The 26833-nt window shown below is 43.9% G+C and carries 28 protein-coding genes and 1 riboswitch; of the genes, 4 read left to right on the top strand and 24 right to left on the bottom strand.

Annotated elements, in window-relative coordinates; all coding sequences use genetic code 11:
- Positions 1 to 25: 25 nt before the first annotated feature.
- The 12 genes from FIU87_RS02300 to FIU87_RS02245 form a co-directional block, all read right to left on the bottom strand.
- Complete coding sequence (locus FIU87_RS02300) at positions 26 to 643, bottom strand: precorrin-2 dehydrogenase/sirohydrochlorin ferrochelatase family protein (RefSeq protein ID WP_152446381.1); 618 nt, start codon at positions 641 to 643, stop codon at positions 26 to 28.
- Entirely contained in the window at positions 624 to 1382 is a 759-nt protein-coding gene (locus tag FIU87_RS02295; protein ID WP_152443085.1) for a sirohydrochlorin chelatase, read from the bottom strand. The genes FIU87_RS02300 and FIU87_RS02295 overlap by 20 nt, the downstream gene beginning before the upstream one ends.
- Positions 1383 to 1387: 5 nt before the next feature.
- Positions 1388 to 2164 carry a uroporphyrinogen-III C-methyltransferase gene (cobA, locus tag FIU87_RS02290; protein ID WP_152443084.1) on the bottom strand — a complete coding sequence of 259 codons (777 nt, stop codon included), beginning with the start codon at positions 2162 to 2164 and terminating at the stop codon, positions 1388 to 1390.
- 3 nt (positions 2165 to 2167) lie between these two features.
- Positions 2168 to 2386 carry a DUF3906 family protein gene (locus FIU87_RS02285; protein ID WP_152443083.1) on the bottom strand — a complete coding sequence of 73 codons (219 nt, stop codon included), beginning with the start codon at positions 2384 to 2386 and terminating at the stop codon, positions 2168 to 2170.
- Positions 2370 to 4001, bottom strand: a complete 1632-nt coding sequence (locus FIU87_RS02280) for a nitrite/sulfite reductase (RefSeq protein ID WP_152443082.1) — start codon at positions 3999 to 4001, stop codon at positions 2370 to 2372. The genes FIU87_RS02285 and FIU87_RS02280 overlap by 17 nt, the downstream gene beginning before the upstream one ends.
- Before the next feature lie 14 nt (positions 4002 to 4015).
- Positions 4016 to 4615 (bottom strand): adenylyl-sulfate kinase, encoded by a 600-nt coding sequence (gene cysC / locus FIU87_RS02275; RefSeq protein WP_152443081.1) that lies wholly within the window; start codon positions 4613 to 4615, stop codon positions 4016 to 4018.
- A gap of 15 nt (positions 4616 to 4630) precedes the next feature.
- Entirely contained in the window at positions 4631 to 5782 is a 1152-nt protein-coding gene (gene sat / locus FIU87_RS02270) for a sulfate adenylyltransferase (RefSeq protein ID WP_152443080.1), read from the bottom strand.
- 44 nt (positions 5783 to 5826) lie between these two features.
- Positions 5827 to 6891 (bottom strand): sulfate permease, encoded by a 1065-nt coding sequence (locus FIU87_RS02265; RefSeq protein WP_152443079.1) that lies wholly within the window; start codon positions 6889 to 6891, stop codon positions 5827 to 5829.
- Between the two features lie 30 nt (positions 6892 to 6921).
- Positions 6922 to 7641, bottom strand: a complete 720-nt coding sequence (locus FIU87_RS02260) for a phosphoadenylyl-sulfate reductase (protein ID WP_152443078.1) — start codon at positions 7639 to 7641, stop codon at positions 6922 to 6924.
- 99 nt (positions 7642 to 7740) lie between these two features.
- Complete coding sequence (locus tag FIU87_RS02255; RefSeq protein WP_152443077.1) at positions 7741 to 7890, bottom strand: YezD family protein; 150 nt, start codon at positions 7888 to 7890, stop codon at positions 7741 to 7743.
- 91 nt (positions 7891 to 7981) lie between these two features.
- A riboswitch (SAM riboswitch) is annotated at positions 7982 to 8086 on the bottom strand.
- Positions 8087 to 8320: 234 nt separating this feature from the next.
- Positions 8321 to 8929: a hypothetical protein gene (locus FIU87_RS02250; RefSeq protein WP_152443076.1), complete on the bottom strand. Its 609-nt coding sequence runs from the start codon at positions 8927 to 8929 to the stop codon at positions 8321 to 8323.
- Between the two features lie 264 nt (positions 8930 to 9193).
- Positions 9194 to 9652 (bottom strand): hypothetical protein, encoded by a 459-nt coding sequence (locus tag FIU87_RS02245; protein ID WP_152443075.1) that lies wholly within the window; start codon positions 9650 to 9652, stop codon positions 9194 to 9196.
- A 158-nt stretch (positions 9653 to 9810) separates the two neighbouring features.
- Here FIU87_RS02245 and FIU87_RS02240 point away from each other — a divergent pair, with 158 nt between their 5' ends.
- A complete protein-coding gene (locus tag FIU87_RS02240) occupies positions 9811 to 10302 on the top strand; it encodes a site-2 protease family protein (protein WP_152443074.1) in 492 nt (163 codons plus the stop codon).
- A 103-nt stretch (positions 10303 to 10405) separates the two neighbouring features.
- Here the strand turns inward: FIU87_RS02240 and FIU87_RS02235 are convergent, their stop codons facing one another.
- The 3 genes from FIU87_RS02235 to FIU87_RS02225 all read right to left on the bottom strand — a co-directional run bounded on the left by FIU87_RS02235 (position 10406) and on the right by FIU87_RS02225 (position 13700).
- The gene (locus FIU87_RS02235; RefSeq protein WP_152443073.1) at positions 10406 to 11326 is read right to left on the bottom strand and encodes a diacylglycerol kinase; all 921 of its coding nucleotides are present in this window, start codon (positions 11324 to 11326) and stop codon (positions 10406 to 10408) included.
- A 256-nt stretch (positions 11327 to 11582) separates the two neighbouring features.
- Complete coding sequence (locus FIU87_RS02230) at positions 11583 to 13121, bottom strand: flotillin lipid rafts scaffold protein FloT (protein WP_152446380.1); 1539 nt, start codon at positions 13119 to 13121, stop codon at positions 11583 to 11585.
- 18 nt (positions 13122 to 13139) lie between these two features.
- Positions 13140 to 13700, bottom strand: a complete 561-nt coding sequence (locus FIU87_RS02225) for an NfeD family membrane protein (RefSeq protein WP_253905488.1) — start codon at positions 13698 to 13700, stop codon at positions 13140 to 13142.
- A gap of 339 nt (positions 13701 to 14039) precedes the next feature.
- On the opposite strand from FIU87_RS02225, the gene FIU87_RS02220 reads away from it, so the two are divergent.
- Complete coding sequence (locus FIU87_RS02220) at positions 14040 to 14927, top strand: M15 family metallopeptidase (protein WP_152443071.1); 888 nt, start codon at positions 14040 to 14042, stop codon at positions 14925 to 14927.
- A gap of 116 nt (positions 14928 to 15043) precedes the next feature.
- On the opposite strand, the gene FIU87_RS02215 is transcribed toward FIU87_RS02220, so the two are convergent.
- From FIU87_RS02215 to gatC, 4 genes are all read right to left on the bottom strand, one after another.
- On the bottom strand, positions 15044 to 15244 hold the full coding sequence (locus FIU87_RS02215) for a hypothetical protein (protein ID WP_216647532.1): 201 nt from the start codon (positions 15242 to 15244) through the stop codon (positions 15044 to 15046).
- Positions 15245 to 15315: 71 nt separating this feature from the next.
- Positions 15316 to 16746, bottom strand: a complete 1431-nt coding sequence (gatB, locus tag FIU87_RS02210) for an Asp-tRNA(Asn)/Glu-tRNA(Gln) amidotransferase subunit GatB (RefSeq protein WP_152443069.1) — start codon at positions 16744 to 16746, stop codon at positions 15316 to 15318.
- A gap of 11 nt (positions 16747 to 16757) precedes the next feature.
- Positions 16758 to 18215, bottom strand: coding sequence for an Asp-tRNA(Asn)/Glu-tRNA(Gln) amidotransferase subunit GatA (gene gatA, locus FIU87_RS02205; RefSeq protein ID WP_152443068.1), 1458 nt, complete (start codon positions 18213 to 18215; stop codon positions 16758 to 16760).
- Between the two features lie 15 nt (positions 18216 to 18230).
- Positions 18231 to 18521, bottom strand: coding sequence for an Asp-tRNA(Asn)/Glu-tRNA(Gln) amidotransferase subunit GatC (gene gatC, locus FIU87_RS02200; protein WP_152443067.1), 291 nt, complete (start codon positions 18519 to 18521; stop codon positions 18231 to 18233).
- A gap of 444 nt (positions 18522 to 18965) precedes the next feature.
- On the opposite strand from gatC, the gene putP reads away from it, so the two are divergent.
- Positions 18966 to 20492 carry a sodium/proline symporter PutP gene (putP, locus tag FIU87_RS02195; RefSeq protein WP_301538648.1) on the top strand — a complete coding sequence of 509 codons (1527 nt, stop codon included), beginning with the start codon at positions 18966 to 18968 and terminating at the stop codon, positions 20490 to 20492.
- Positions 20493 to 20540: 48 nt separating this feature from the next.
- Here putP and FIU87_RS02190 read toward each other — a convergent pair whose 3' ends face one another.
- Positions 20541 to 21203, bottom strand: coding sequence for a DUF4397 domain-containing protein (locus FIU87_RS02190; RefSeq protein ID WP_152443065.1), 663 nt, complete (start codon positions 21201 to 21203; stop codon positions 20541 to 20543).
- Between the two features lie 143 nt (positions 21204 to 21346).
- Positions 21347 to 22891: an L-glutamate gamma-semialdehyde dehydrogenase gene (pruA, locus tag FIU87_RS02185; RefSeq protein ID WP_152443064.1), complete on the bottom strand. Its 1545-nt coding sequence runs from the start codon at positions 22889 to 22891 to the stop codon at positions 21347 to 21349.
- A gap of 164 nt (positions 22892 to 23055) precedes the next feature.
- Between pruA and FIU87_RS21195 the strand changes: the two genes are divergently transcribed.
- Positions 23056 to 23235 carry a hypothetical protein gene (locus tag FIU87_RS21195; RefSeq protein WP_216647531.1) on the top strand — a complete coding sequence of 60 codons (180 nt, stop codon included), beginning with the start codon at positions 23056 to 23058 and terminating at the stop codon, positions 23233 to 23235.
- Positions 23236 to 23323: 88 nt separating this feature from the next.
- Here the strand turns inward: FIU87_RS21195 and FIU87_RS02175 are convergent, their stop codons facing one another.
- The 3 genes from FIU87_RS02175 to ligA form a co-directional block, all read right to left on the bottom strand.
- Positions 23324 to 23596: a hypothetical protein gene (locus tag FIU87_RS02175; RefSeq protein WP_152443062.1), complete on the bottom strand. Its 273-nt coding sequence runs from the start codon at positions 23594 to 23596 to the stop codon at positions 23324 to 23326.
- Positions 23597 to 23658: 62 nt separating this feature from the next.
- Positions 23659 to 24810 (bottom strand): CamS family sex pheromone protein, encoded by a 1152-nt coding sequence (locus FIU87_RS02170; protein WP_152443061.1) that lies wholly within the window; start codon positions 24808 to 24810, stop codon positions 23659 to 23661.
- Between the two features lie 12 nt (positions 24811 to 24822).
- Positions 24823 to 26829: an NAD-dependent DNA ligase LigA gene (gene ligA, locus FIU87_RS02165; RefSeq protein WP_152443060.1), complete on the bottom strand. Its 2007-nt coding sequence runs from the start codon at positions 26827 to 26829 to the stop codon at positions 24823 to 24825.
- Positions 26830 to 26833 lie beyond the last annotated feature (4 nt).

Here is a 26833-nt window from a genome sequence, read left to right as displayed (position 1 = left end):
TCCGACAAGTACGGCTGGGTTTTGTTTATATTGGAACCTTTGTTTTACTGATCTCTTTCCATTTTTCTGCCCTGGCACTCTCATCCACTCTGTATTTTTCATCTAGTACTTCCCATAGGATCTCCCCTTTTTCTTCCTCACTAAGAGGGAGCTTTTTGACCACCTCCCTGTACGCTGCAAGGAAGGCCGTGTAGGAAATCCAAGTAGAATCAAATTGTGCTTCTAGTTCTTTTTTGAGCTTGCGGGTTAATTTGGGGCTGGAGCCGTTGGAGGTGACGGCGATTTGTAGGTGGCCGCGGCGGACGGTTGCTGGGAAGGTGACGTTGCCCTCTCCTGATTCGTCGACCACACACACGAGCTGTGTTGGCGAAAGTGAGCGGACAAGGGCTGCATTTACCTCGCGACTATTTGTTGCAAGGATGGCAAGGAACGCATGTTCAAAATCAGACACCTCTGCTCCGCGCTTCACTAAACCATATCCCCTTAACGCCGCGAGCTCCCACACCTCCTCTGAAAACTCTGGCGCAACAAAGGTAATCACAGCACCTTCAGCATCCAGCACCTTTGCTTTTCGTGCAGCAATGCGACCACCACCTGCAATAACGACCTTTTTTCCACTCAAATCAATAATCAATGGCTGCACTGCCAACCAGCTCCCTTCCTGATGCATGTTCCACCACGATGTCCTGAATAACCCTGTGACGACTTAAGGGCTCCACAAGTAAAATATCCTGGCCGTCTCGCCTGCGCTTTCGCACCTCTGCACTGACTTCATTAAGTAACAAACCAGCGAACAACAGATACGGCACGACAATTACTCTACCCTCTGCATCTTTACTAATCTCCTGAATTCCTTCTGAGAATAACGGTGTGGTAGCTGCTAGATAGCACACCTCCACTCGAGAGATATGAAACTCTCGCACCAACCCTGCTCTAATCTCATCAAACGCCTGGTGGATGGAAATGTCACTGCTTCCTCTGCCAACCAGCAGCAAAGAGTCTGTGCTCTGTATTCCACCAGTACTATCTTTTACAAGCTCCGCAAGCGCCGACACAATCCGCTCCTGCACCCCAAAGGCTTCTGTCATACTCACTTCCACCTGGGGGTATTTTTCACGAAGTGGGGCAAGTGCCGCAGGAATATCCTCCTTCATATGTCCTGCTGTTAAAAGAAAGATCGGGACGATGGTGATTTCCGTTGCACCTTGCATCACGCAGCGTTCAAAGGCTTCCGGGATAAACGGCTCGGATAATTCCAAAAAGCTCGTTTCCTGAATAGGCACATCCACCCGCTGCTTCACTTGCTCTAAAAACGACTTCGCTTCCTCTGCTCCTTTTTTTGAACGGGTGCCATGTCCGATGTATAAAACTGCTTTGCTCATAACCGTTACCCGTGCACCACTGGCAGATGAGGGACAATTTCCTCTTCAAACCAATGGAGCTTTTCGTGGAGCTTGACGACCTCACCGATGACAATCATGCTTGGATTGGAAATGTTAGCTTCTGTTACCTTTCGCTCAATGTTGGCAAGGGTGCCGACAACCGTGCGCTGTTCGTTCAAGGTACCCCAGTGGACAAGGGCAATCGGGGTTTTTGGTGATTTGCCATGCTCGAGCAGGTGACGAAGGATATTGGGTAGCTGCGACACGCCCATATACACACAAATGGTATCCACCGCTTGCGCCAGGTTTGCCCATTGGTGCTCCGCTTCCTTGTCGCCTGCCTGGTGGCCAGTGACAAAGGCAAAGCTCTTACTTAAGGTGCGATGGGTAACCGGGATTCCGGCGTAAGCGGCTGCCCCGATTCCAGCTGTAATCCCAGGCACGACCTCAAACGGAACATCATGCTTGGCGCATTCTTCTGCCTCTTCCCCGCCGCGACCGAACACAAAAGGATCGCCACCCTTTAAGCGCACCACCTGCAGTCCTTTTTTTGCATATTTTACGAGAAAGCGATTAATCGTTTCCTGCTTCATCGTGTGATAGTGGGGCAGCTTGCCACAATACACAAGCTGGGCATCCTTTTTGGCATAGTTTAATAGCTCAGGATTTACTAGTCTGTCGTATAAAATCACATCGGCACTTTCCAACCTGCGAAGGCCCTTCACCGTGATTAAATCCGGGTCACCAGGTCCTGCTCCTACGAGATATACTTTTCCAACCATGTGCTACCACCCTTTCTCCTCAGGATCTAAAATATAGCCACTCTTTTTACCAAGCCGTTTTTTCTCTCGTAAAATAACTTCCTTGATCTCTGGTTCTTTTAGATAAAACTTCTCGAGCTCCACGTCCAGTTGGGAAAATGCCGCGTCATCATTCTCAGCAAAAATAACGGATACGATTTCCTTCTCCTCTAAGGTAACGTCAAATCTATACAGATACGCCATCGGATTCTTTTCCTAAAATAGTATCAAGTACGTGTTGGAGCTTCGTGACGCCCACTCTGCCGACGAAATCAAAGAAGGATTCGCCTTTCGTTTTCTGGTCGCGGAAGTAGATGAGTAGCTCCTCTAGTACATCAGTTAATTCCTCTGCAGCAATTTTCCCTTTGAGCTTTTCGTTGAATTTGCCACCTTTATTTAACGTGCCACCGACATAAATTTCATAAGCTTCTACCATTTCTTTTTTCTCATTACGCATTTTCATTCCTTGCAAGCCGATATCGCCAATCTGCCTTTGTCCGCACGAATTCGGGCAGCCGACCATGTGCGTGCGAATCGGAACATCCAGGCTGATACGTTGATCAAGCTCTTCTGCAATCAGTCGCATCCGCTCCTTTGTTTCCACAAGGGCTAGATTGCAATATTCAATTCCCGTGCAGGAAACGGCGTGGCCAATGAAGCTGTTTGGGTCAATGGAAATTCGCTCAAATATCTTTTCTTGTAAAAGTGCTTCGACATTTTCTTCTGGGATGTTTGGAATAATGAGATTCTGAGAATTACAAGTACGTACCTCGCCGTTTCCGTACGTTTCTGAGATTCTCGCAAGCTCAAACACTTCTTCTGCATCAAGTCGTCCAACGGGTACATTAAAGCCTAGGAACTTCAAGCCCTCCTGTTTTTGGTCATGAATGCCGTAAAAATAACCCGCGTTCCATTCATCCTTTGGCTCTTCTCCTTTGGAGGGGAGTGGCCCTGTGTACTCTAGCAGCTTCTCCTTGAACTTTTCGGCCCCCCAATCAGCAATCAAAAATTTCAAACGGGCAAGATGGCGCTTTTCACGATATCCAAAATCACGGAAAATCGTCGTAACTGCAATCGCGACCTCCAGTGTTCTTTCTGGCTCCACAAACACATCGATGGTTTCTGCAAGGAACGGTCTAGCTGATAAACCGCCTCCCACCTTCAAGTGAAAGCCGTGTGTTTCCTTGCCGTCTATCACCTTAGTTGCTGGTGTAAACGACACACAGTTAATTTCTGCGTTTGAGGCATTTTTCTTATTGGCGCTGATCGACATTTTGTATTTTCTTGGCAAATTTGAAAAGTCTTCATTCTTTTGGAAAAAATCATACACTTCTTGGACGATGGTGCTGGTGTCAAACAGCTCATCGGGATCAAGTCCGGCAATCGGATTACCTACAATCGTACGTGTAATGTCCCCGCATGCACCGGCACTGGAAAGCCCCACCGCTTCAAGACGGTCAAAAATATCTGGAATCTGTTCAATTTCTAGCCAGTGAAATTGAATGGCCTGCCGTGTGGTAATATCAAACACGCCACGACCGTAATCACGAGCAATGCCGGCAAGTGCTTCAATCTGTGGTTTTGTGAGAATTCCTGATGGCACATTCACCCTCATCATGAAATAGCCGTCCTCTTTTGGTCGTTGAAGATATAGCCCTGCCCATTTAAAGAGGTCCCATTGCTCCTTTGGGATAGAAGCAAAGCCGTTTTTCGCGTAGTGCGGGATATCCTCTAAAATCCTAAGACCATCCTTTTCAAGCTTTGCCTTTTCCGTTTTATTCAGCTTTTCGTTATCTGCCCAGTGTTTGACATATGCCATGTGGGAGTCCTCCTTTAGATTACTTTTTGATTTCGCAAGTACTGTAGGATTTGGTTTACTGCTTCTTCAACCGACAGCTGCTCCGATAAAATGGTGATTTCCGGGTGTTCTGGATGTTCATAAGGCGAGCTGATTCCGGTAAACTCCTTGATTTCCCCACGTCTTGCTTTTTCATAAAGCTTCTTTGGGTCTCGTTTTTCGCATTCATCTAGAGGACAGTCGATGTAAACCTCAATAAATTCCCCTGCTGCAAAAAGCTTTCGCACCTGCTCTCTTTCCGCTCTAAAGGGGGAAATAAAGGCAGTGGTGACAATTTTACCGCTGTCAACAAACAGCTTCGCAACCTCGCCAATACGGCGGATGTTTTCGTTGCGGTCCTTATCTGAAAATCCTAAATCCTTGTTAAGTCCGTGACGGATATTGTCGCCATCCAAGACATACTCATTAATGCTATGGCGAAATAGTTGTGCAGACACTGCATTGGCAATCGTGGATTTTCCAGAACCAGACAGTCCCGTAAACCAGAGCACACAGCTCCCATGCCCGTTTTGTGCACGCCGCTCTTCCTTCGTGATGGTTTGCTCATGCCAGGTGATATTTGTTGCTTTTGTCATGTCTGATTGTCCTCCTTATATCACGGCTTGATTTTGTTCTTTTAGCCCTTGTATTAGCACTTCTACCACTTCTTTTCTGCTAAAGGTGGAAGGTGGCAGCTCTCCTGCCCGCAATAGTTCCCTAACCTTTGTACCAGATAAAATAACTCTGTCTTCCTTCTCATGTGGGCACGTTTTATCTGAAGCCATCCCCTCACATTTTTTGCAATAGAAGCTATGCTCGAAAAATAATGGCTTGATGCCAAGTTCCTCCTCTGTAAAATGACGGAAGATATGCTGTGCATCATAGGTACCGTAGTAGTCCCCCACTCCTGCGTGATCACGCCCAACAATGAAGTGCGTGCAGCCGAAATTTTTTCTAGCAATCGCATGAAAAATAGCTTCTCTTGGCCCTGCATAGCGCATCGCTGCCGGATACACCGCAAGCTGCACTCTTTCTGTTGGATAGTAATTTTCTAGAAGTACTCGGTAGCTTTTCAACCGAACATCTGCTGGAATATCATCTGATTTGGTTTCCCCGACCAGTGGATTTAGAAAAAGTCCGTCCACCGTTTCAAGGGCTGCTTTTTGAATGTATTCATGTGCGCGGTGCACGGGATTTCGGGTTTGAAAGCCAACCACGGTTTTCCAGCCCTTTTGGGTAAATAGCTCACGAGTTTGTTTTGGCTCTAGCCACACATCCTCCGCTGGTCCCTTGTGGGGCTTTTTTATTAGAGTAATGTCTCCTGCCACATAAACATCGCCGCGTTGGAAAAGTCGTTTGACCCCTGGATGCTGTTGATCTTCTGTTTTATAGACTTCCCTCGCTTCTTTTCTGAGGTCAGGTTCAAACCATTCCGACACCGTGATGACGCCATAGATTTCTTTTTCATAGATTAGCTTGTAGGTTTCTCCTTTTACGAGAGTTGCCGCAACCTCTGTTGTGACGGGTAACGTGACGGGAATGGACCATACAGTTCCGTCTTCAAGTCTCAGATTTTCGACAACGTGATTGTAGTCTCTTTCGTTTAGGAATCCTGTAAGTGGGCTGAATAGACCCACGCCGATCAGTTCAAGATCACTTAGGGCAATGGCGTCCAGCTCGATTTCATTTTTGAGTTTCGTAGTGTCATAGTTTGGTTGATACGCCTGCACAAGGGTGCCGCCGTGTGGGTTTGGTAGTGTCATGTTTTCATTACCTCGCTTTTTATAAAATTTTGATGTTGCCTTGGTCAAGAATGGGTGTCCATCTTTATTTTTGGCTGGGTGGAAGGACGGAGCATCAAATACCTCACACCGAAAACCGAGATCAGTACGCCAACCATGGCGATTACTGGGTAGACATTACGCTCTATTAAAAGCTGAATCAGCGTATAGGAAAGCACCATCGATAGCACCGGGGAGACGACCCACACCACGAGCAGCTGGACCACAATGTCTTTTTTCAAAACGCTTCGCCCCTCCTTGACAAAGCCAATACCAATAATGGACGAGGTGGTGATTTGTGTGAGTGGCACCGGAATGCCAAACACGGAGGCTGCGGTAACGATTCCAGCTCCTGTTCCAGAAATAACGCAGCCTTCTTCTAGGCGCAGCTTTGTAATTTTTTTGCCATTCGTTTCGAGGACGCGCTGGCCGAGCAGTAGCGCACCAACTGCTACAAATAAACCTCCCCAGAGAATGCCCTGGTCTGTACTCATAATGCCTGCGCCAACAAGCGGGCCGACTGCATTTGCAACATTGTTCATGCCAGCGGAAAAAGCCTCAAATCCCCCCATCAATACGACCAGCACGCTTAAAATCGGAACGGCACGGGAAGATTTTACCCAGTGATCGATTGTTCTTATTTTTAGAAAGGCTGTTGCCGCAATTGCGATGAAAAATGCCAGCACCGGGGTCAACAGCCAAAAGGATACAATCCACGCAAGCTTTCCGGCGAAAACCGATTGATAAACAATTCCCGCTCCTACAACTGCCCCAACGGTTACCTCACTTGTGGAAAGCGGAATGCCGAAGATGTTTGCTAAAAATAACGAAAGGGCGGCGGATGCAATCACAATTAGGGCAATGGCGACAGAGAAGGTACTTTGCGGTACAATTCCGCTTCCCATCGTTTTCACCACTTCCCCTCCACCAAGCCATGCACCCAAAAAGACAGCAATTCCGCATAGCAATAATGCCCGGTTTCTTGTTACAACTCCAGATCCATAGGCGATTCCCATGGACGCCGCCGCACCGCTCGCTCCAATATTCATGGCGAAAAATAATCCAACGATGACGGCTATGGTGATTAACATGCTGGTTCCTCCTTTACTGTTTGGGCCGTATTAATTCGTGTGGAGGCCGCATTCGGTTTTTCCGCTTCCTGCCCAGCGACCTGCGCGAGAATCAGAGTTGCCGCTGACGGCCTGGGTACAGGGAAAACAGCCAATGCTTGGGTAGCCCTGATCGTGAAGGGAGTTGTAAGGAAGATCATGCGATCGGATATACTCCCAAGTTTCGTCCCATGTCCAATGAATGAGCGGACAAATTTTGATGTTTTGAAATTTATCGTCCTTGTTTAAGTAGTTTGTATGTGCCCTCGTCGGCGATTGCTCCCGGCGCAGACCAGAAATCCATGCCTTTTTGGGAGTTAATGCTTGATGCAGTGGCTCGACTTTTCTGATTTGGCAGCATAAGGATGGCTCCCGTTTCCAAAGAGCCGTTCCATGTTTTGCCGCTTGTTCCTCTAAGGTCAGTGCCGGCTTTCGCTTTTCAATTTGCAACTCAGGGTAACGAGCTTCAACCTTTTGGATTACTTCATATGTCTCTGGAAAATGAAGGTCCGTATCCAGGAAAACAATATTGGCGTCCTTCCTCACCTGAGATAGAAGATCGATGAGAACGATTGCCTCTGCCCCGAAGCTGGAAGCGTAGATTAACTCGTTCTCTTTGTAGGTGGTAAATGCCCACTCCAGCACCTCCTTTGCTCCTTTTGTACTGCTGTTATCGGGAAAGTCTGGCAATGTGGTTTCTTTCCAAGTTTCATAGGTAATAGCGTTGCTCATGCCGTTTTATGCTCCTTTCTAACAATGAAAAAAAGGCAGTCCTTTTACATGCAAGCTTGTGCCATGTAAAAAGACCGCCTCTAGTTTGTCTAGTCAGCGCTATTTGTTTTTAGGAAGGCGAACCTTCTCGTTTTTTTCAATTTGAATGACCTTTCCATCCTGTACAACAAGGGTGATGGATCCAAATTTCACGGATTGAAGCATTCGTTCTAAATGGGACACGACATCCTCCCACTCGGTTTGTTTCATAAGGCCCGCCTCCTTTTTTGTGTTGCATTCCTTTTCGCTTCAATTGAAAAAACGCCTCTTCCAACTGGAAAAGGCGCGGTTCATCATCCTCACCTTATCTTCCAAAATGGATATCCATTCTGCTGGAATTGGCACCTTGCTTTTCGCAGGTTGCCGGGCTTCAACGGGCCAGTCCCTCAGCCGCTCTAGATAAGCGTTTGTAGTTTTCGAAGTTTTCAAAATCAATTAATATTAAAAATAATCCTACCATACTCATATGAATTGTCAACTATTTTTTTGACAAAAATGTGGGGACGGTTCTCGTGGTTTATTCGCAAGGGAGAATGATCCTTGTGAGTCGTCTGGCTAAATGGAGATATTTTCATACAAAAAAAAACATCCCCTAAAGGAGAATAAAAATTGAAGCTTATTGTAGGGTTTTCATTTATTACTATTTTAAATTGTTAATTTCTTCTCTGTATTTTTCTTTAGCTTGATTATGGATCCTTTTAACCTTCTCGTTAATATAGTTTTCCTTTTTATCCAAAAGTGTAGCTTTCTTCTCAGTATCTAAAGGTATTTTTCCATAATTGACTGCTCCGATAATGTATACTCCTGGATCGGACCTACTCTCATCTAAATAAAGAATATAATTTCTGTTATCCTCTATGGCTTGATAATCCTCATATTGAAACGTGGTTGTAACTCCAAACGCATCTTTATAAGAGCCACTTAGTTCAAGCACCTTTATTACATCGCTATCTTTTAAATCATTATTCGTTTTATTATTAATCACTCTACTAATCTTAAAATCTGCAATACTATAAGCATCTATAATCCTGCCTAATTCTGGATCCTTACTGATAATTGTCTCATTTGTTTTTATTTTTTTTCCAATTACCACAAGTTGTGTCTCATTCTCCATTTCATCAAAATTTTCATAAGGAATTGTCTTCCCATCAATAAATATTTCTTTATCTGCAGAGAGACTATTAAATATATAAATGCCACCATAAGTAATAGGTAATAATAGCAATATTAAGATAAGCTTTTTTCTCATAACCTACCTATCCTCCCTATATATATAATTTGCTGCGTTACTCCTATATCATATAAATATGGAAAATCACTTCCATTTAAACCTTCATTTAAAATGGTTAGAAGAAAACGCTATTTTAAATTTAGCATATATTTCTATTTATTCTAATATAATCCTAGATAGTTATCACATTTTTATTAACATTGTTTTTAATAAGATGGATAATGGAGTAACAAAAGCACGCCTCCCATAAAGAAAGGCGTGCTTTATTGATATAACCATGAATCAGTCTCCAATTCTTTGGAGTTTGGTTTCTTCGTTGATGTAGACTCCTTGGTAGTTTTCCCCTGTTGTTGTTTCAAAGATAACGCCTTGAATGGTGTCTTCTATTTGTTCAAAGGTGATGATATCTCGTTTTGTAAGGCCTGTGGGGTCAAAGGTTACTTTTCCTTCTAGTTTAATTTGATCTTTGCTCAGTTTTTCTGCTGTTTCCACCTCATGATCTATCATTCTTTCTTCAATCCACCCAGCAACTAAGGGCTCTAGGGTATCCTCTTTAATTTTTAAGCTTTCATTGTATGTAAGAACCATGGAGTAACGGACATATTGTACGGTTTCATCCTCATTTCCACCTAATCCGACGGACATCGATGAAATCTGAAGCGTTGGCTCAGAAGCCTTCGTTTCCATGTTGCATCCAGCTAATAGTGCAATTGAAATGATAAGAAAAGCAATCCTACCCATCTTGCCAGCCCCCACTCTTTATCGTTATCTTTATTTTACCATATTTAAGGAAAGGAAGGGATGGTTCATCCGCTCCTTTTGAATAATGCGAAATATGTCCATTTATTGGGAACCAATCCTGATTTTAGTCGTATGTACCTACAGGGGGTGGGAGAAGGATGGAATTTTACTTTATGTTTTATCTCTTGTTGTTTTTAGTTATTATTCCGGTATCCGTGTTGATTCATGAGATTGGACATGGTTTGGCGGTTGTCTTATTCTCGAAAATGCATACGCGAGTGTATCTTGGACCAACGGAAAACAACCATGAAAATTTCCAAATCGGAAGAATGCATTTTCATATTATGTGGGCATTTTATGGGTATTGTGCGTTAGGAGATAGAGAGTCTGATCCGACTAAGACACAAAGGGTTATCAATTCCCTCGCAGGTCCACTTGCAACTCTCCTTGTTTTGCTACTCACCATCATGTTTAAGCAATATGTTACTTCCGAGCAGCTTGACCGTATCCTAACTGGAGTATTCATCTACAATTCTTATTTATTTTTATGTACCATCATTCCCTTTCGCTACCCAAAATGGTGGCGACCGTATGGCGGAATGCCTTCAGATGGATATCGCGTATATTTAGCATTAAAAAAATCAGCATAAAAAAACAGCGGAAAGCTCCGCTGCTATATGAATTGAAAAGGGGACGGTTCTCCTGGTTCATTCGAAATCCTGAATGAACCGTCAGAACCGTCCCCCCTGTCTCTTATTCACATTTGGCCATTTCTTTTTGTTTGCGTGGTTCGGTGACCATGACTTGTAGGTGACGGTAGAGGTTGACGAATTCGCCTGGTAGAAGGCCGCCGTATTCCCCGTCAAGGTTGAGTTGCATTTTTTCTTGGGTGTGCACTTTGACTCGGTTTGCTTTTGTGTAGATGACGTGTGGATCTTTGACGTGGTCGCCGCGCAAGGCAAGAGTGGCGATTCTGACAAAGTCCGCAATGTTTGCCTTTTTCAAGATGATCATGTCAAACATTCCATCGTTCATGCAGGAGTCTGGTGCTAGCTTTTCAAAGCCACCAACAGAGTTTGATAGTGACACTAAAAACAGCATGATTTCCCCTTCAAATATCTTTCCATCATACTCTATCGTTACATTGGTCGGTCGGATGGACGGCAGCATTTCCATGCCCTTTAAATAGTAGGCAAGCTGGCCAAGTACGGTTTTTAACTTGCTTGGCACTTCATAGGATAGCTCCGTCATTTTACCGCCACCGGCTATATTCATGAAATATTGCTCGTTTGCTTTCCCGATATCAACAGGCATTGGAACACCTGTTGTAATAACATCGACACATCCTAATAAATCATCTCTTGGAAGGTCTAATGCTCGTGCAAAATCATTGGTGGTCCCAACTGGAATGACACCAAGCAATGGTCTGTACTCCTGTTCTGCAATCCCATTCACTACTTCATTTATGGTACCGTCTCCCCCAGCTGCAATGACAAGATCATACCTGCGTTCCACAGCAAGTCGTGCTGCTTCTGTTGCATCTCCATGTCCAGTTGTAGCATGGCAGGAGGTTTCATATCCTGCTTTTTCTAAGCGAACCAACACTTCCGGCAAGTTCTTTTTAAACAACTCACGCCCGGACGTCGGATTATATATCACCCTAGCTCGTTTCATACCCATCATCCTAAACTTCTTATAGTTAACTTAACCCTCTTTTATCTATATAAAAAAGCTCTTTCATTCTTGTCCATTTTTTTCCAAAGGTAGTTTTTCGCACTACTGATAACATATTAGCCTATTCCCTACAGATTATGCAATTAAAACGAAAATTTAGACATTTATTGGGATTTATCTATAGTTAGAAAAAAGTGAAAAGCCCCCAACAAGGTCAAGCTTCGCTGTTAGGGGCAGGTGTTTTTAGGGCACGTAATTATTCTTCTTCGTTTTTCTTCTCTTCTCTTTTTTTCGTTGCGATTTCGTTTGTCAGGCTGTCGATACTATTTCGCACGTTCGCTTTGCCAGAGAAGTTTTCAATCAATTCTTTTACATCAATGCCAGAAGATGCCTTCAGGGACTCCTGAAGTGTAGACATTAGGTTCGTTGCGTAGCCTGAAACCTTGTTCGCTCCGCCGTTTTCCCCGCTGCTGCCAGTGTCCACAACGGTAATCTTATCAATGTTTCCAAGTGGAGCTGCCACCTGCTTCGCATACTCAGGAAGCATTTTGATAATCATGTCGAGAATAGCCGCTTGACCGAACTGCTCGAATGCTTCGGCGATCTTTTCCTTCGCTTCTGCTTCTGCAAGACCCTTCAGACGGATTACTTCTGCTTCTGATTCCCCTTGTGCTCTTTGGGCGTCAGCAATCGCAAGACCATCGATACGAACCTTTTCGGCTTCCGCTTTTGCCATTGCTTCAATACGATATTTATGAGCATCTGCTTCTGCCATTTGCTTTGCCTTATCAGCAGCAGCTGCCTGCTCGACAGAATAACGGTCCGCATCGGCTTTTTTCTTCACTTCAGAGTCGTATTGACGCTCACGACGAAGGATCTCTTTTTCCTCAAGCTCAATTTGCTTTTGACGCTCGATGATTTGAATTTGCATTTGCTGCTCGGTAACTTCCTGCTTCGCTCGTGCTTCCTCGAGGTGATAAGCCTGGTCCGCACGTGCTTTTGCAATATCTTGCTCGCGACGGTATTCCGCCACCTTCATCTGATTTGTTTTTTCCGCTTCCGCGATTTCTGTTGCACGCTCAAGCTCTGCGCGTTGGGCATCTTTTGCCGCTTCGGCACGCTTAATACGTGTTTCTTTATCCGCTTCTGCAGTGGCAATGTCTGCATCACGCTTTACTTGCGCAATACGAGGCTTACCAAGGGATTCTAAGTAACCGTTGCTGTCACGAATATCACGAATCGTGAAGGACACAATGACAAGTCCCATTTTTGCCAAGTCTTGAGAAGCCACACGCTGCACTTCTTGTGAGAACTTTTCACGATTTTTATAGATTTCTTCTACTGTCATCGATCCAAGGATAGAACGAAGATGACCCTCTAGTACTTCACGAGCCTCGTTCTCAAGGTCCTCTTTTCTTTTTCCTAAGAACTGCTCAGCAGCTGTAGCGATATCGCCAATGGAGTTGCCAATTTTAATGATGGCTGTTCCATCTGCCATCACAGGAACACCCTGCTCTGTGTATACTTCCGGAGTTTTCACATCAAGTTTAATAGATAATAAGCTTAATGGCTCCGATTGCTGGAAAACCGGTACGATGAATGCACCGCCCCCACGAACAATTTTAATCTTGTTTCCGGCTTCATCTGTGTGAACATTCTTTCCACCGAGATAGCTACCGGTAATAATTAATGCTTCATCTGGTCCAACCGTTTTGTAGCGCGCAACGAATACCACAATTAGTGCAAAAATGAGTGCAACAACGGCACCGATGATGATAAGCATTTCCATACCCATTCCCATACGTTTAACCCCCTATTTGTTATAACTTTCTAGTACTTTTTCATACGGTGTAACAGAAACTACTCCGGTTTGGACATCGATAATCAGGACCTCCGTGTCATACGCAATATCCTCATTGTCAAAGCTCTGCGCTGATCTGGAAACTGTGCTGCCTCCGATACTTAAGACCACTTCGCCAAATCCGTCCTTTGGGATGGAAATAATGACCTTTGCTAGTTTACCTTTTAAGTCATCATCTGTGTAACCAAGTGAAGCATCAGCCGACCTAATTGGCACAAACACAAAGATGTGCAGCAGGATGACTAATAACAACGATAGGATTGTCGCAATGATTAACACCAGCCATCCGGAAAGGGCAGAGAACTTCTCAAACAAAAACCCTGATGCTCCAAACACCGTAAAAAAAGAAAAGATTAGCGCTGGATCAATAGGTGTAACATCGAAAATGCCATCCACTACATCCGAAAGTAAAATATAAATCAATGTTAATCCGCCAAAGATTAGAAGACACCAGAAATAAAGTGCCTGCATATCCATCCCAAACAAAGTCATATGGCCATCGTCTCCTTTCATTTAGATAAATTAAAGGAGGTGTGAATGAAGAGGTCCTTCTCTCAACTTCCTTCCGCTATTATTTACGTACCATTGCTTCAAAAAGTTTCAAAAAATTATTCTATTTTTCTATCTTTTTCAACAAGGCTCTTTTCTAAAAACTTTTAGACTTTATCCAATCTTAAAGGCCTAATACTTGCTACATTACGGAATGTTTCACGCGTAAAAAATACATGACAGCAACGTTCATTGCTAGATTTTAAATTTATTTAATAGAAAAAGATTTTGAAAACACCCTTCCACAAAGGGAAAAAGTGTAAACTGAGTGTAGCATGCAATTTTGATAAAAGGAGAATTCCATTGCAGAAAATAAAAATAGGTATCATTGGTGTGGTGAGTGCTGGAGTGCTGGCTGGCTGCGGTAACGTACCTCAAGAGGAGCTTGTTGGCAAGGAGCATTCCTTGAAAACAGCCATTCCTATCTATTCTGATATTAATGAAGCAGCATGGGAGGAATTTTTAGCAAAGGCAGAAGCAGAGGAGCCACCTGAAACGGATGATGAGGATTCTGGCGGTGTGGGTGAGGGCGAAGCAGAGGAGCCCGCGGAGCCGGAAGCACCGTCCGATCCTGTGCCTGAGGAACCGGAAGCCATCCCGGTTGTGGCAAACCCAAATGCCATTAATGTGATGGTGAATAAGTTTTGGTCGCTTCCAGAAGGTCACCGCCCGAGCGATTTGACGAAGCCTAATGTTCCCTTTTCTTTTGGAAATGAAAATAGTGACCGCTCCAAATTACGGGCAGAGGCTGCTGCTGCGTTAGAGCAGATGTTTAAAGGAGCAAAGGATGAGGGCTTAGAGCTCTATGCCCGCTCTGGCTTCCGTTCTTATGAAACACAAGCGGCCATTTTTGAAAATGAAATTGCTACTTACGGCTACGAGCAGGCTGTGTTGTATGTCGCCTTTCCAGGCACGAGCGAGCACCAAACCGGCCTTGCCATGGACATCACTGCAAAAAGTGTCGGTTTGGAGCTTGTGGAAAAGTTTGCGGGTACTGCAGAGGGAAAATGGCTTGCAGAAAATGCCCATGAGTATGGATTTATCCTCCGTTACCCTAAGGGGAAAACGTCGATTACAGGGTATGGGTTTGAACCATGGCATTTTCGGTATGTTGGGGTGGAGATTGCGGGTGAAATTTACGCGCAGGGGCTCACTTTGGAGGAATATTTGGGCGATGTGCGGGAGTTTTAGGTGTGATATGGGAGGGAGAGAGCTATAATGGCTCTCTTTTTTTGTGGAAGATGATTTGCAGGGGGAAAATGGAGTCCTGGGGTGGTGTGACTATGCTTTTTAGCAAGTTTTCCCTGCTACCAATCTGATAATTTGTCCACTTTTCGAATAATTAAGCCACTTTTTAAATAATTTGTCCGCTTTTCAATTAATTGAGCCACTATTTCGTTTTTCTGTCCAAGTCCAGGCAGATAAAGGCCATTCGACACCATCCGACAAACTCCGCAACAACATCGTTTACAAAACGCCCATGCACCATATAAAATCTCTTCACCCATTCCAAACACAAAACCCCCACCAACCAAGCATTCAGCTCGGTCAATAGGGGTTCACAACTCACTTACACACATTATCTTTTATTCATTTCCTCAATCAATATCTTATTCACCATTTGCGGGTTTGCCTGGCCCTTAGAAGCTTTCATAATTTGTCCGACAAGGAAACCAATGGCGCGTTCAGTACCTTCTTTATAGTCCTGAACAGATTTCGGGTTGGCATCCAGTGCTTCCACGACCATTTTCCGCAGTGCACCTTCGTCAGAGATTTGGACAAGTCCCTTCTCTTTGACAATCGCTTCCGCATCCCCGCCGTTTTCGATGAGTTCCTTGAACACTTTTTTCGCAATTTTAGACGAAATAGTCCCTTTTTCAAGGAGCTTGATCATGCCGGCTAGTCCTTCAGGTGCCAAAGCAGTGTCGTCTAGTTCTTTGCCCTCGGCATTCAAATAGGCAGACACATCACCCATGAGCCAGTTGGAAGCAAGCTTGGCATCGGCACCAGCAGCAACCGTCGCTTCGAAGAAATCGGACATTTCTTTTGAAATTGTCAGTACCTGAGCGTCATATGCTGGCAAGCCTAGCTCCTCGATATAGCGTGCTTTTCTGGCATCAGGCAGAACCGGAATGGACGCGCGAACACGCTGCTTCCACTCGTCATCAATGTGAAGAGCTACAAGGTCTGGCTCTGGAAAGTAACGATAGTCATCCGAGCCCTCTTTAACACGCATTAAAATCGTCTTTTTCGTTGCTTCATCATAGCGACGGGTTTCCTGTTGGATTTCTCCTCCTGCGCAAAGTACCTCTTCCTGACGAACAACCTCATGCTCTAAGCCCTTTTGGACAAAGTTAAAGGAGTTTAGGTTTTTCAGCTCCGTTTTTGTACCAAATTCCTTTTGACCAACTGGTCGCAAGGAGATATTGGCATCACAGCGCAACGAGCCCTCTTCCATTTTACAATCCGAGACGCCGGTGTACTGAATGATGGATTTCAGTTTTTCCAAATAGGCATACGCCTCTTCTGGAGTGCGGATATCAGGTTCAGAAACAATCTCTACTAATGGCGTTCCTTGACGGTTATAATCGACAAGCGAGTAGCCATCACCAGTGTGCATTAGCTTACCAGCATCCTCTTCAAGATGAAGGCGGGTAATTCCAATGCGTTTCTTCTCTCCGTTTACTTCAATGTCAATCCAGCCATTTTCCCCAATCGGTTTATCGAATTGGGAAATCTGGTAGGCTTTTGGGTTGTCCGGATAGAAATAATTTTTGCGGTCAAATTTCGTATCGGTGGCAACCTCACAATTCAATGCCATTGCTGCTTTCATCGCATATTCTACGGCTTGCTTGTTTAGTACTGGAAGCACACCGGGATAGCCAAGCTCGACGACACTCGTGTTGGAGTTTGGTTCGGCGCCAAATTGGTTTGGACTTGAAGAAAATATTTTGGATTGTGTTTTTAATTCCACATGGACCTCAAGGCCGATAATCGTTTCATAGTTCATGTTCTCACCCCTTACAGCTTTGGTTTTTGTTTATGATGATCCGTTGCCTGTTCAAAGGCGTGGGCAACGCGATAAACGGTGCTTTCATCGAAATGCTTGCCGATAATCTGCAAGCCTACTGGCAGTCCGTTCACGAAACCGGCAGGCACGGAAATTCCCGGTACGCCTGCGAGGTTAACTGGTATGGTTAAAATATCGTTTGCATACATGGTTAATGGGTCCAGCATGTTTTCGCCAACTTTAAAAGCCGGTGTTGGCGTGGTTGGCCCAACAATCACATCATATTTTTCAAAAACATTTTCAAAATCCTGCTTGATTAACGTGCGAACTTTTTGAGCTTTTAAATAGTAAGCATCATAATGACCAGCACTAAGTGCATACGTTCCCAGCATAATTCGGCGTTTTACTTCCGGACCAAAGCCTTCGCTTCTAGTTTGTTTGTACATATCTAGAAGGTTTTTCGTGTTGTCCGTGCGATAGCCATAACGAACACCGTCAAAACGGGCTAGATTAGCAGAGGCCTCCGAAGATGACAGGAGATAGTAGGTTGCCAACGCGTATTTAGAGTGTGGCAGTGATACTTCCTCCCATGATGCCCCGAGTCCTTCCAATACTTTTAATGCATCTAGAACAGATTGACGGACCTCTTCCGTAACCCCTTCACCTAGGTATTCTTTTGGCACGGCAATTTTCAAGCCTTTAACATCACCTGTCAGGCTTGATAAAAAGTCAGGCACATCTGCGTTAGCCGAAGTAGAATCTAGTGGGTCAATCCCAGAGATCGCTTGTAGGAGATAGGCATTGTCCTCCACTGTACGAGTAATTGGACCGATTTGATCTAAGGAGGATGCAAAAGCAACAAGGCCATATCGGGACACTCTTCCATAGGTTGGCTTTAGACCCACTACGCCACAAAATGCAGCCGGCTGACGAATGGAGCCACCGGTATCGGAGCCAAGAGAGAAAAATACTTCTCCAGCTGCAACCGCTGCAGCAGAACCACCACTAGAGCCACCTGGAACACGCTCTAAATCCCATGGATTACGGGTGTCGGCATAGGCGGAGTTTTCATTAGAAGAGCCCATGGCAAACTCGTCCATGTTTATTTTTCCGATTGTGACGGTTTCAGCTTGCTTTAACTTCGCTACTACCGTTGCATCATAAATTGGGTTAAAATCGCTAAGGATTTTACTTGCACAAGTCGTGCGTAACCCCTTTGTCACGATGTTATCCTTAATTCCTATCGGCAGACCGTATAGCAAGCCATGTTCTTTTTCAAGTCCAAGCGCTTTGTCTAATGCGTCCGCGTGTGTGCGAGCATTTTCTTCGTCGAGCGTGAGAAACGCCTTTACTTTGTCGTCTACTTCGTTGATTCGTTTGTAGGAAGTGTCGACAAGGTCTGTGACACTTATTTCTTTTTTATGTAAAAGACTATGCAATTCAGCTAGCTTTTTATCAAACAATGACATAGATTTCCCTCCCAGCTACTCGATAATGGATGGTACACGAATTTGGCCGTCCTTATGGTCTGGTGCATTTTTCAGCACTTCCTCCACAGGCAGTCCGTCTTTTGCAACGTCCTCTCTCATGACATTTTTCATGTGTAGAACATGAGAGGTAGGCAGCACATTTTCCGTATCCAACTCATTTAGCTGTTCAGCAAATGAAATGATGGCATCCAATTGACTTGTGAACATCACCACTTCATCCTCACTTATTGCCAGTCGCGCCAAATGTGCGACATGCTTTACCTGATCTTCGGAAATACGAGACATTCCCTTTCACCTCCGCAAAATATCGAAACTTGCACAATACCCCTATCATACTAAACTTCCCTCCCTTCAATCAAGTAAAGCGAGGGACGGTTCTGGGGGCTCCTTTTTTTCAAAGGAATCACAAGAACCGTTCCCCCTGCTTCGCTGCCTCATATATTTTTCTTTACTGGTTAAAATAAGTGCACGGACCTTAAACAATAGTTGTAAATACGTCAGCAAATTTACAGAAATATTACATGTTAGAATATTAAGAATAGTTTTACTTTAATTTCTTTTTGATTGGGAACTATGCCCATTGTAGCAAGGGGTACAGTGATTTTCTTCCTATTGAAAAAGGTTTTGTTCGCTTGAATTAAGGGAAATACTTTGTTAGCTTAAATACTCGTAACCGTTATCTGAGCAATTTGGGGCGCCGGAATTGCTGATTTACACACAAACCACTGAATGAATTTAGGAGTTGATATTGTGGAAACAGGAGTATTTATTTCCCTCGCATTATATTTTATTGCGATGCTTGGGATAGGTTTTTATGCCTATAAAAAATCGACAGACGATATATCAGGTTACATGCTTGGTGGACGTCAGTTAGGACCAGGAGTAACCGCATTATCTGCGGGTGCATCTGATATGAGTGGCTGGATGCTGATGGGCTTACCTGGTGCAATGTATGCCACAGGTGTTTCAAGTATCTGGATTGCCGTAGGTCTTACAATAGGAGCGTATGTGAACTATCTGATTGTCGCACCTCGTTTGAGAGTTTACACAGAAACTGCGAATGATTCTATTACCATCCCAGACTTCTTTGAAAACCGCTTTTATGATGGAACACGCATTCTTCGTTTCGTTTCAGCGATTGTCATCATCATCTTTTTCACCCTTTACACTTCCTCTGGTATGGTTTCCGGTGGAACACTTTTCGAAAGTGCATTCGGCTTAGACTATAAAACTGGTCTGTTTGTAACTGCCGGAGTAGTTGTGGCCTATACCTTATTTGGAGGATTCCTTGCGGTTAGTTTAACGGACTTTGTACAAGGCTGTATCATGTTCCTTGCACTAGTTCTTGTGCCAATTGTGGCGTTTACTGACCTTGGTGGTGTTGGCGTAACGCTTGATGAGGTTCGTGCCATTGATCCTACTTACTTGGACCTATTTAAAGGTACTACAGTAATAGGTATTATTTCCTTACTAGCTTGGGGTCTTGGTTACTTTGGTCAGCCTCACATCATTGTACGTTTTATGGCGATTAAATCGATTCGCGATTTTAAAGCAGCACGTCGTATCGGGATGAGCTGGATGACAGTTTCTATCATTGGTGCAATGGCGACAGGGCTTGTTGGTATTGCCTACGTTAACCGTACAGGAATGGAACTTGAAAATTCCGAGACAATCTTTATCGTATTTTCTCAAGTACTTTTCAATCCACTTATTAGCGGATTCTTACTTGCTGCGATACTGGCTGCAATCATGAGCACCATTTCTTCTCAGCTGCTCGTTACATCTAGTGCGCTGACAGAAGACTTTTACAGAACGTTTATGCGTCGTGAAGCTTCTGAAAAAGAGCTTGTATTAATCGGTCGTATATCCGTATTGATTGTCGCACTCGTGGCGATCATGCTTTCCCTAACACCAAACGATACCATCTTAAATCTTGTTGGTAATGCATGGGCAGGCTTTGGTGCAGCATTCGGACCTGTTGTTATCCTTAGCTTGTACTGGAAGCGTATGAACCGCTGGGGCGCACTTGCTGGAATGCTAGTTGGTACGCTAACTGTCCTAATTTGGATCTATGGACCATTCAAAATTAATGGAGATACCTTATCTGCATGGATGTATGAAATCATTCCAGGATTCATCTTAAGTACAATTGCAGTTATTGTCATTAGTTATTTAACTAGCCTCCCACGTAAAAAAGTACGCGAAGGCTTTACAGAAATGGAAGAGGCAATGGAAGCAGAACAAAATAAAGAGTAATCTACACGAAAAAGCCCGGGATTTGCTCCCGGGCTTTTTTTACAGCATTTATTTTTTACTATCAATGAGCACTAGTACTTCCAGTTGGTCCGCTGTATTCACAGCAAAAACACTATAAACTGTATCTGAGTCTAGCTTTGTACCGGAAAGGTCCAGCACTTGTTTTTTATCAGGTGTACGGATTTCTAAGTCATATGTTCCAGGTTTTAGCTTTTGATAAACCGTAACATCTTTAAATGATGCTCCAGAAAATACATTGTTCCCACCAATGATGCCTACATCCACTGTAGGAGCATCAGGAGAGAAATGGCCCACTCGCACGAGCGATTTTCCTTTCGGAGCTTCTCTAGTGTCCTCAATTGCTACAAGTTCCAGGCTGTCTAGCTTGTTTATGGCAGCAACCGTGTACGCTTTTCCACCCTCCACTACAAGCTCACTTGAAATGACAGCTTTGTCCTTTTTACCAGCTGGAAAAATGTCTACTTTGTGCGGCCCTGCTGCTAACATTAAATAGTCCGTTGCGTCTTTAAATTTAGCTCCTTGAACAGCCGCTTGACCATCTACATAAACATCCACTGCAGGTGCATCTGGAGAAGCATGGAGAATTCGCACTTGCGCTTCTTCCTTATTTCCTGTATTGGCTGAAACCAGGTTTCCTGCTGCACCTACTACAAACAGCAACACCGTTAAAATGGTTAAAAGTTTCTTCATTTGACGGTCTCCTTTTCTACACTATTTTTAAACACATTTGTTAGTATGAAGCTTTTTGATTGGAATATGTAAAAAAATAGAAATTTTTTTAGCGCAAAAAAAGAAGCGGACACCCAAGTGGGCATCTGCTTCTCTTACCATCATTATAATGTTTCAGATGTAGTTTTCGCTTGTAGGTGAAGAAGCAAGTAGTCAGGTCCGCCAGCTTTAGAGTCTGTTCCTGACATGTTGAATCCACCAAATGGTTGGTAACCAACGATAGCACCTGTGCATCCACGGTTGAAATAAAGGTTTCCAACGTGGAAGTCTTCACGAGCCTGCTCGATTTTTTCACGGTTGTTCGTGATAACCGCTCCAGTCAAGCCGTATTCTGTGTTGTTTGCAATCTCAAGCGCATGATCGTAATCTTTTGCTTTTGCAAATGCGACAACAGGTCCGAAGATTTCTTCTTTCATTAGGCGAGCTTCCGGATCTACATCCGCAACGATCGTTGGTTGTACAAAGAAGCCTTTGGAGCTATCTCCTTCTCCACCAGCAACGATGCGTCCTTCTTCTTTACCGATACCTACATATTTCATTACTTTATCAAATGCAGCTTGGTCGATAACAGGTCCCATATAATGGTTTTCTGTAGGGTCGCCAACGGATAGTTCTTTTGTTAATTCTACTGCACGGTTTAATACTTGGTCGTACACATCCTCTACGATTACCGCACGGGAGCACGCAGAGCATTTTTGACCTGAGAAACCAAATGCAGATTTTACGATGGATTGAGCAGCTAATTCAAGGTCTCCCTCGCTATCTACTACAATCGTATCTTTTCCACCCATTTCCGCGATTACACGCTTCAACCAAATTTGGCCAGGGTTTACTTTGGAAGCACGCTCATAGATTCGTAGACCAACGTCACGAGAACCAGTGAACGAGATGAAACGTGTGCGTGGGTGATCTACCAAGTAGTCTCCAACTTCCGCACCGCTACCAGGTACAAAGTTAAGTACTCCAGCTGGAAGGCCCGCTTCTTCCATTACTTCCACAAATTTCGCTGCAACAACAGGAGTTGTGGATGCAGGCTTTAATAGTACCGTGTTTCCTGTTACAATCGCTGCTACTGTTGTACCAGCCATGATTGCAAATGGGAAGTTCCATGGAGAAATGATTACACCTACTCCAAGAGGAATATAGTTGTAACGGTTGTATTCGCCAACGCGGCTTTCCAAAGGCATACCGTCTTTTAATTTCAGCATTTGACGCGCATAGTACTCAAGGAAATCAATTGCTTCTGCTGTATCCGCATCCGCTTCATTCCAAGGCTTCCCTGCTTCTTTTGTAAGTAATGCAGAGAATTCGTGCTTACGACGACGAATGATAGCAGCCGCGCGGAACAAGATGTCTGCTCTTACTTCCGGTTTCACTTTACGCCACGTTTTGAACGTTTCGTCAGCAACTTGCATTGCTTTTTCGGCTAAGTCACGATCTGCCTTTGATACACGACCAATAACCTCTTCTTTATTTGCAGGGTTCACGGAAACGATTTTTGCTTCTGTCGTTACACGCTCTCCACCAATAAGTAAATCGTAATCTTGTCCTAAATAAGAGTCCACAAGCTTCAAGCCTTTAAGATAAGCTTGTTTGTTTTCCTCATTAGTGAAATCAGTAAATGGTTCATGTTTGTAAGGTATAACCATACCATTCGCCCTCCTTTGCATTCTAAAGCGCTTGCATACAATTTTCATTCTACCTTAAGATTACTGGTCTTTCAAATATTGTTTATATTTCAATAGAAAGAAAAAATTGGATGGTTGACGACGCGAGAAAAACGCTATCCTTGCAAGTAGTGGTTACTTATTGGTTGCTGGTTTTTGTAAATGTCACAATGACTTTTGGAAAACTCACAATGACTTCTGAAAAAGTCACAATAACTTCTGGAAAAGTCATAATAACCCTTGGAAAAGTCACAATAACTCTTGGAAAACTCACAATGACAACAGAAAAAGTCACAATAAATCACAAAACTCACAATAACACCTAAATAAATCACAATAACCCTCTGAAAACTCACAATGACTTCTGAAAAAGTCACAATAACTTCTGGAAAAGTCACAAACACAACAGAAAAGTTACAATAAATCACAAAACTCACAATAACCCTCTGAAAAGTCACAATGACTTCTGAAAAACTCACAATGACAACAAAAAAAGTCACAATAAATCACAAAACTCACAATAACACCTAAATAAATCACAATAACTCCCGCAAAACTCACAATAACACCTAAATAAATCACAATAACTCCCGCAAAACTCACAATAACACCTAAATAAATCACAATAACTCCCGCAAAACTCACAATAACACCAAAATAAATCACAATAACTCCCGCAAAACTCACAATCCCCTGTTAACTCAAAACTAAACCCCACTATCCAAAATGGGTAGTGGGGTTTGCTTAACTTAATAAATATGAACAAACGGATTGTCGGCTCCGGCATTTCGGATGATTAATGCTTCCTTGCCGCTGATAGAAGAAATCGATACTTCTAGATTGATATAGTTTGGAAAATGCTCCACGACTAGGCCTGTCACGTATTGTGTGAACCCAATGAGCTCAGCTTTGCCGTTAAATTGCATGTTCACTTCTATCTTGAGCTGTTGAAGCTCGCCGTTCTGATAATATCCTTTTCCAATGATCCCTGTATGGTTTGGAAAGTAATCATCAATATCGAGCTTGAAATTCTCAAATCGAACAGCATCGTCACGGTAAAGCTCGGTGGTATTACTGTTTGGGAACAGGTGATACTTTTCGTTCATTTCTTCCCATTTGCTAATGGAGCCATCACCTGCACCAATCTTGGCTTTGGCGATGAAGTTTCCAGGAACGACCGAGTTCACTGCGTTTTGTTTATAGAGTCCAATTACAACTGGTACTTTTTCAAGACCTTCTGTGGAACGGACACGTCTTAATACTTCTTCGGCAATTTTTTTGCCTTCTGCTTCGAGTTTCTTGTCATCAATATTGTATTCACGAGGATATCCACCCTCTTCATCCGATAGATTGTAATAATGAACAGAGTTAAGGGCAATACCGATAGCGATACCTCCTAGTTCAACCTGTTCTTCCCCTTTTCGGACAAGGAAATTTTGTTCTTGGATGTGCGCTAGGTACATCGGGCTTTTTTCATTGGTTTCTTTAGTATTCTTTCCTTGTACTAGCGGAGGGTTTAACCCTTTGCTACTACCATCTTTTGAATCTTTTCTTTTCAACCAGTCACTAACCTGAGCACGTTTGATGTATTGCCCTTCCTGATACAAGTAATCATCGGAAGGGAAGACCTCTTGTGCCATCCGCATGAGACCAGTTTCCAATTCTTCAACGTCCACTCTGCCGTTCATACGTGGTGCAATTTGACCTCGTGTTTCTCCCGGCTTATAGGGAAGAATGGTTTGATAATAATCATCTGAAATTTTATATCTAGGAACAATGGCTTGCTCCGTATTTTCTTGTTGCGCTGGATCTTGTACCACTTCTTCCTGCTTCTCAAAGCCTGGCACACATCCGGTGGCAAAAAGAGAAACAACAAGGAGCACCGACAAAAACCTTTTCACTTCCAACACCTCTTATGATTGTATTTCCGCAAGCATTTGTGCTTCATTCCACACTTCTATTCCTAGCTCCTCGGCTTTTGTCAGCTTAGAGCCTGCCTCTTCACCAGCAATGACTAAATCTGTATTTTTACTCACACTACCAGTAACTTTCCCACCGAGCTGTTCAATGGCTGCTTTCGCTTCGTTTCTGGATAGCTCTTCAAGCTTTCCTGTCAGCACAATGGTTTTACCAGCAAAAAAGGAATCCACGTTTTCTGCTTGAACCTTTTTCGGCCCTTTGTATGCCATGTTTACGCCCAAATCTTTAAGCTCTGACAAAAGCTCTGTAACTTCCGGTTGTTCAAAATAAGTCACAATGGAGTCAGCCATTTTGTCTCCAATTTCATGAATAGCAGTTAGTTCTTCTCTTGTGAGACCGGCAAGCCTGTCCATATGCTCAAACTCCATCGCCAAGGTTTTCGCTGCTTTTGATCCAACTAAACGAATGCCAAGACCAAACAGTAAGCGTTCTAGCGAGTTGTCTTTTGTTTTTTCTATAGCTGAAAGAAGGTTATCAGCAGACTTTTCTCCCATTCGCTCAAGCTCGAGCAGCTGCTCTTTTGTTAGCTTGTAGAGGTCGGCCACATCTTCAATCAGATTTTCGCGGAACAATTGCGCGATTACTTTTTCCCCTAAACCATCAATATTCATGGCATTACGAGAAACAAAGTGAATGAGCCCCTCACGAATTTGTGCTGGACACTTTGGGTTAATGCAGCGCAGTGCTACTTCTCCTTCAATCCTAACAAGCTCGCTCTCACATTCTGGACAATGGGTTGGCATTTGAAAATCGCGCTCTTCACCTGTTCTTTTTTCCACAAGTACATTGACCACTTCTGGGATGATGTCACCAGCTTTTTTCACAATGACAGTGTCTCCAAGCTTGATATCCTTCTCGCGAATGAGATCCTCATTATGTAAGGAAGCCCGTTGCACAGTTGTTCCAGCGACACGAACCGGCTCTAAAATGGCCGTTGGTGTAACAACCCCTGTTCTTCCGATGTTAAGTTCAATATCAAGGAGTCTGGTTGTCACTTCTTCAGCAGGAAACTTGTAAGCAATCGCCCAGCGTGGACTTTTTGCAGTAAAACCAAGCTGTTCCTGTTGCTCGGTATTATCGACTTTAATAACGATTCCGTCTATATCATACGATAAATCCTGGCGTTTTGTGTGCCAAGCTGTGACATATTCCAAAACTTCTTCTATCGACCCACAAACTTTTCGTTCTTTATTTGTTTTAAAGCCCAATTTATCCAGATAGTCGAGTGCTTCACTATGCGAATCCACACCGGTTTCGCCAGCATCAGCCAAGCTATACACATACACGGACAGGTTTCTGCTTGCTGCAATTTTTGGATCCAATTGGCGTAAGGACCCAGCCGCTGCGTTCCGTGGATTTGCGAATGGCTCTTCCTCTCGCGCTACCTTTGCTTCGTTTAGTCTTTCAAACGAGTGCTTTGGCATATACGCCTCGCCGCGAACCTCCATGGTAACCGGTTCTTTTACTCGCAAAGGAATCGACTTGATGGTCTTGAGATTCATCGTAATATCCTCTCCAGTTGTCCCATCTCCTCGGGTAGCACCCAGCACAAATAATCCGTCCTCATAGCGTAAGGAAACAGCGAGACCGTCAATTTTCAGTTCACATACATAGCGAACATCTTCGCCAACTGCTTGTTTCACCCGGCGGTCAAAATCACGAAGGTCTTGCTCGTTAAAGGCATTTCCAAGACTAAGCATCGGAGTAATATGATCCACCTTGTTGAACATGTCCAATATATTCCCACCAACACGCTGGGTAGGAGAATCTTCTGTTTGAAGCTCAGGAAATTCCTGTTCCAGCTTCAGCAGCTCCTGTAAAAGAGAGTCATACTCCGCATCGGAAACGGACGGTTTATCTAACACATGATATTCATAATTAAATTGATTTAACACATCATGCAGCTCGCGCACTCGCTTTTGGGCTTGTTCTCTTTCCATGACT

The organism is Bacillus sp. THAF10 (assembly GCF_009363695.1).
Taxonomy (GTDB): domain Bacteria; phylum Bacillota; class Bacilli; order Bacillales; family Bacillaceae_I; genus Sutcliffiella_A.
This window is presented reverse-complemented; position numbering and strand designations above follow the sequence as displayed.

Coding starts and splice junctions, on each gene's coding strand:
- cysC (WP_152443081.1), bottom strand. CDS start 4,615: ATGACAAAAGCAACAAATATCACCTGGCATGAGCAAACCATCACGAAG.
- FIU87_RS02230 (WP_152446380.1), bottom strand. CDS start 13,121: ATGGGTATGGAAATGCTTATCATCATCGGTGCCGTTGTTGCACTCATT.
- gatB (WP_152443069.1), bottom strand. CDS start 16,746: ATGAACTATGAAACGATTATCGGCCTTGAGGTCCATGTGGAATTAAAA.
- FIU87_RS02240 (WP_152443074.1), top strand. CDS start 9,811: ATGGAATTTTACTTTATGTTTTATCTCTTGTTGTTTTTAGTTATTATT.
- gatA (WP_152443068.1), bottom strand. CDS start 18,215: ATGTCATTGTTTGATAAAAAGCTAGCTGAATTGCATAGTCTTTTACAT.
- FIU87_RS02245 (WP_152443075.1), bottom strand. CDS start 9,652: ATGGGTAGGATTGCTTTTCTTATCATTTCAATTGCACTATTAGCTGGA.
- putP (WP_301538648.1), top strand. CDS start 18,966: ATGAATTTAGGAGTTGATATTGTGGAAACAGGAGTATTTATTTCCCTC.
- FIU87_RS02285 (WP_152443083.1), bottom strand. CDS start 2,386: ATGGCGTATCTGTATAGATTTGACGTTACCTTAGAGGAGAAGGAAATC.
- FIU87_RS02255 (WP_152443077.1), bottom strand. CDS start 7,890: ATGAAACAAACCGAGTGGGAGGATGTCGTGTCCCATTTAGAACGAATG.
- FIU87_RS02295 (WP_152443085.1), bottom strand. CDS start 1,382: ATGAGCAAAGCAGTTTTATACATCGGACATGGCACCCGTTCAAAAAAA.
- FIU87_RS02250 (WP_152443076.1), bottom strand. CDS start 8,929: ATGAGAAAAAAGCTTATCTTAATATTGCTATTATTACCTATTACTTAT.
- FIU87_RS02280 (WP_152443082.1), bottom strand. CDS start 4,001: ATGGCATATGTCAAACACTGGGCAGATAACGAAAAGCTGAATAAAACG.
- FIU87_RS02235 (WP_152443073.1), bottom strand. CDS start 11,326: ATGAAACGAGCTAGGGTGATATATAATCCGACGTCCGGGCGTGAGTTG.
- FIU87_RS02265 (WP_152443079.1), bottom strand. CDS start 6,891: ATGTTAATCACCATAGCCGTCATCGTTGGATTATTTTTCGCCATGAAT.
- gatC (WP_152443067.1), bottom strand. CDS start 18,521: ATGTCTCGTATTTCCGAAGATCAGGTAAAGCATGTCGCACATTTGGCG.
- sat (WP_152443080.1), bottom strand. CDS start 5,782: ATGACACTACCAAACCCACACGGCGGCACCCTTGTGCAGGCGTATCAA.
- FIU87_RS02215 (WP_216647532.1), bottom strand. CDS start 15,244: ATGGGTGAAGAGATTTTATATGGTGCATGGGCGTTTTGTAAACGATGT.
- FIU87_RS02225 (WP_253905488.1), bottom strand. CDS start 13,700: ATGAAAGGAGACGATGGCCATATGACTTTGTTTGGGATGGATATGCAG.
- cobA (WP_152443084.1), bottom strand. CDS start 2,164: ATGGTTGGAAAAGTATATCTCGTAGGAGCAGGACCTGGTGACCCGGAT.
- pruA (WP_152443064.1), bottom strand. CDS start 22,891: ATGGTTATACCTTACAAACATGAACCATTTACTGATTTCACTAATGAG.
- FIU87_RS02190 (WP_152443065.1), bottom strand. CDS start 21,203: ATGAAGAAACTTTTAACCATTTTAACGGTGTTGCTGTTTGTAGTAGGT.
- ligA (WP_152443060.1), bottom strand. CDS start 26,829: ATGGAAAGAGAACAAGCCCAAAAGCGAGTGCGCGAGCTGCATGATGTG.
- FIU87_RS02260 (WP_152443078.1), bottom strand. CDS start 7,641: ATGAGCAACGCTATTACCTATGAAACTTGGAAAGAAACCACATTGCCA.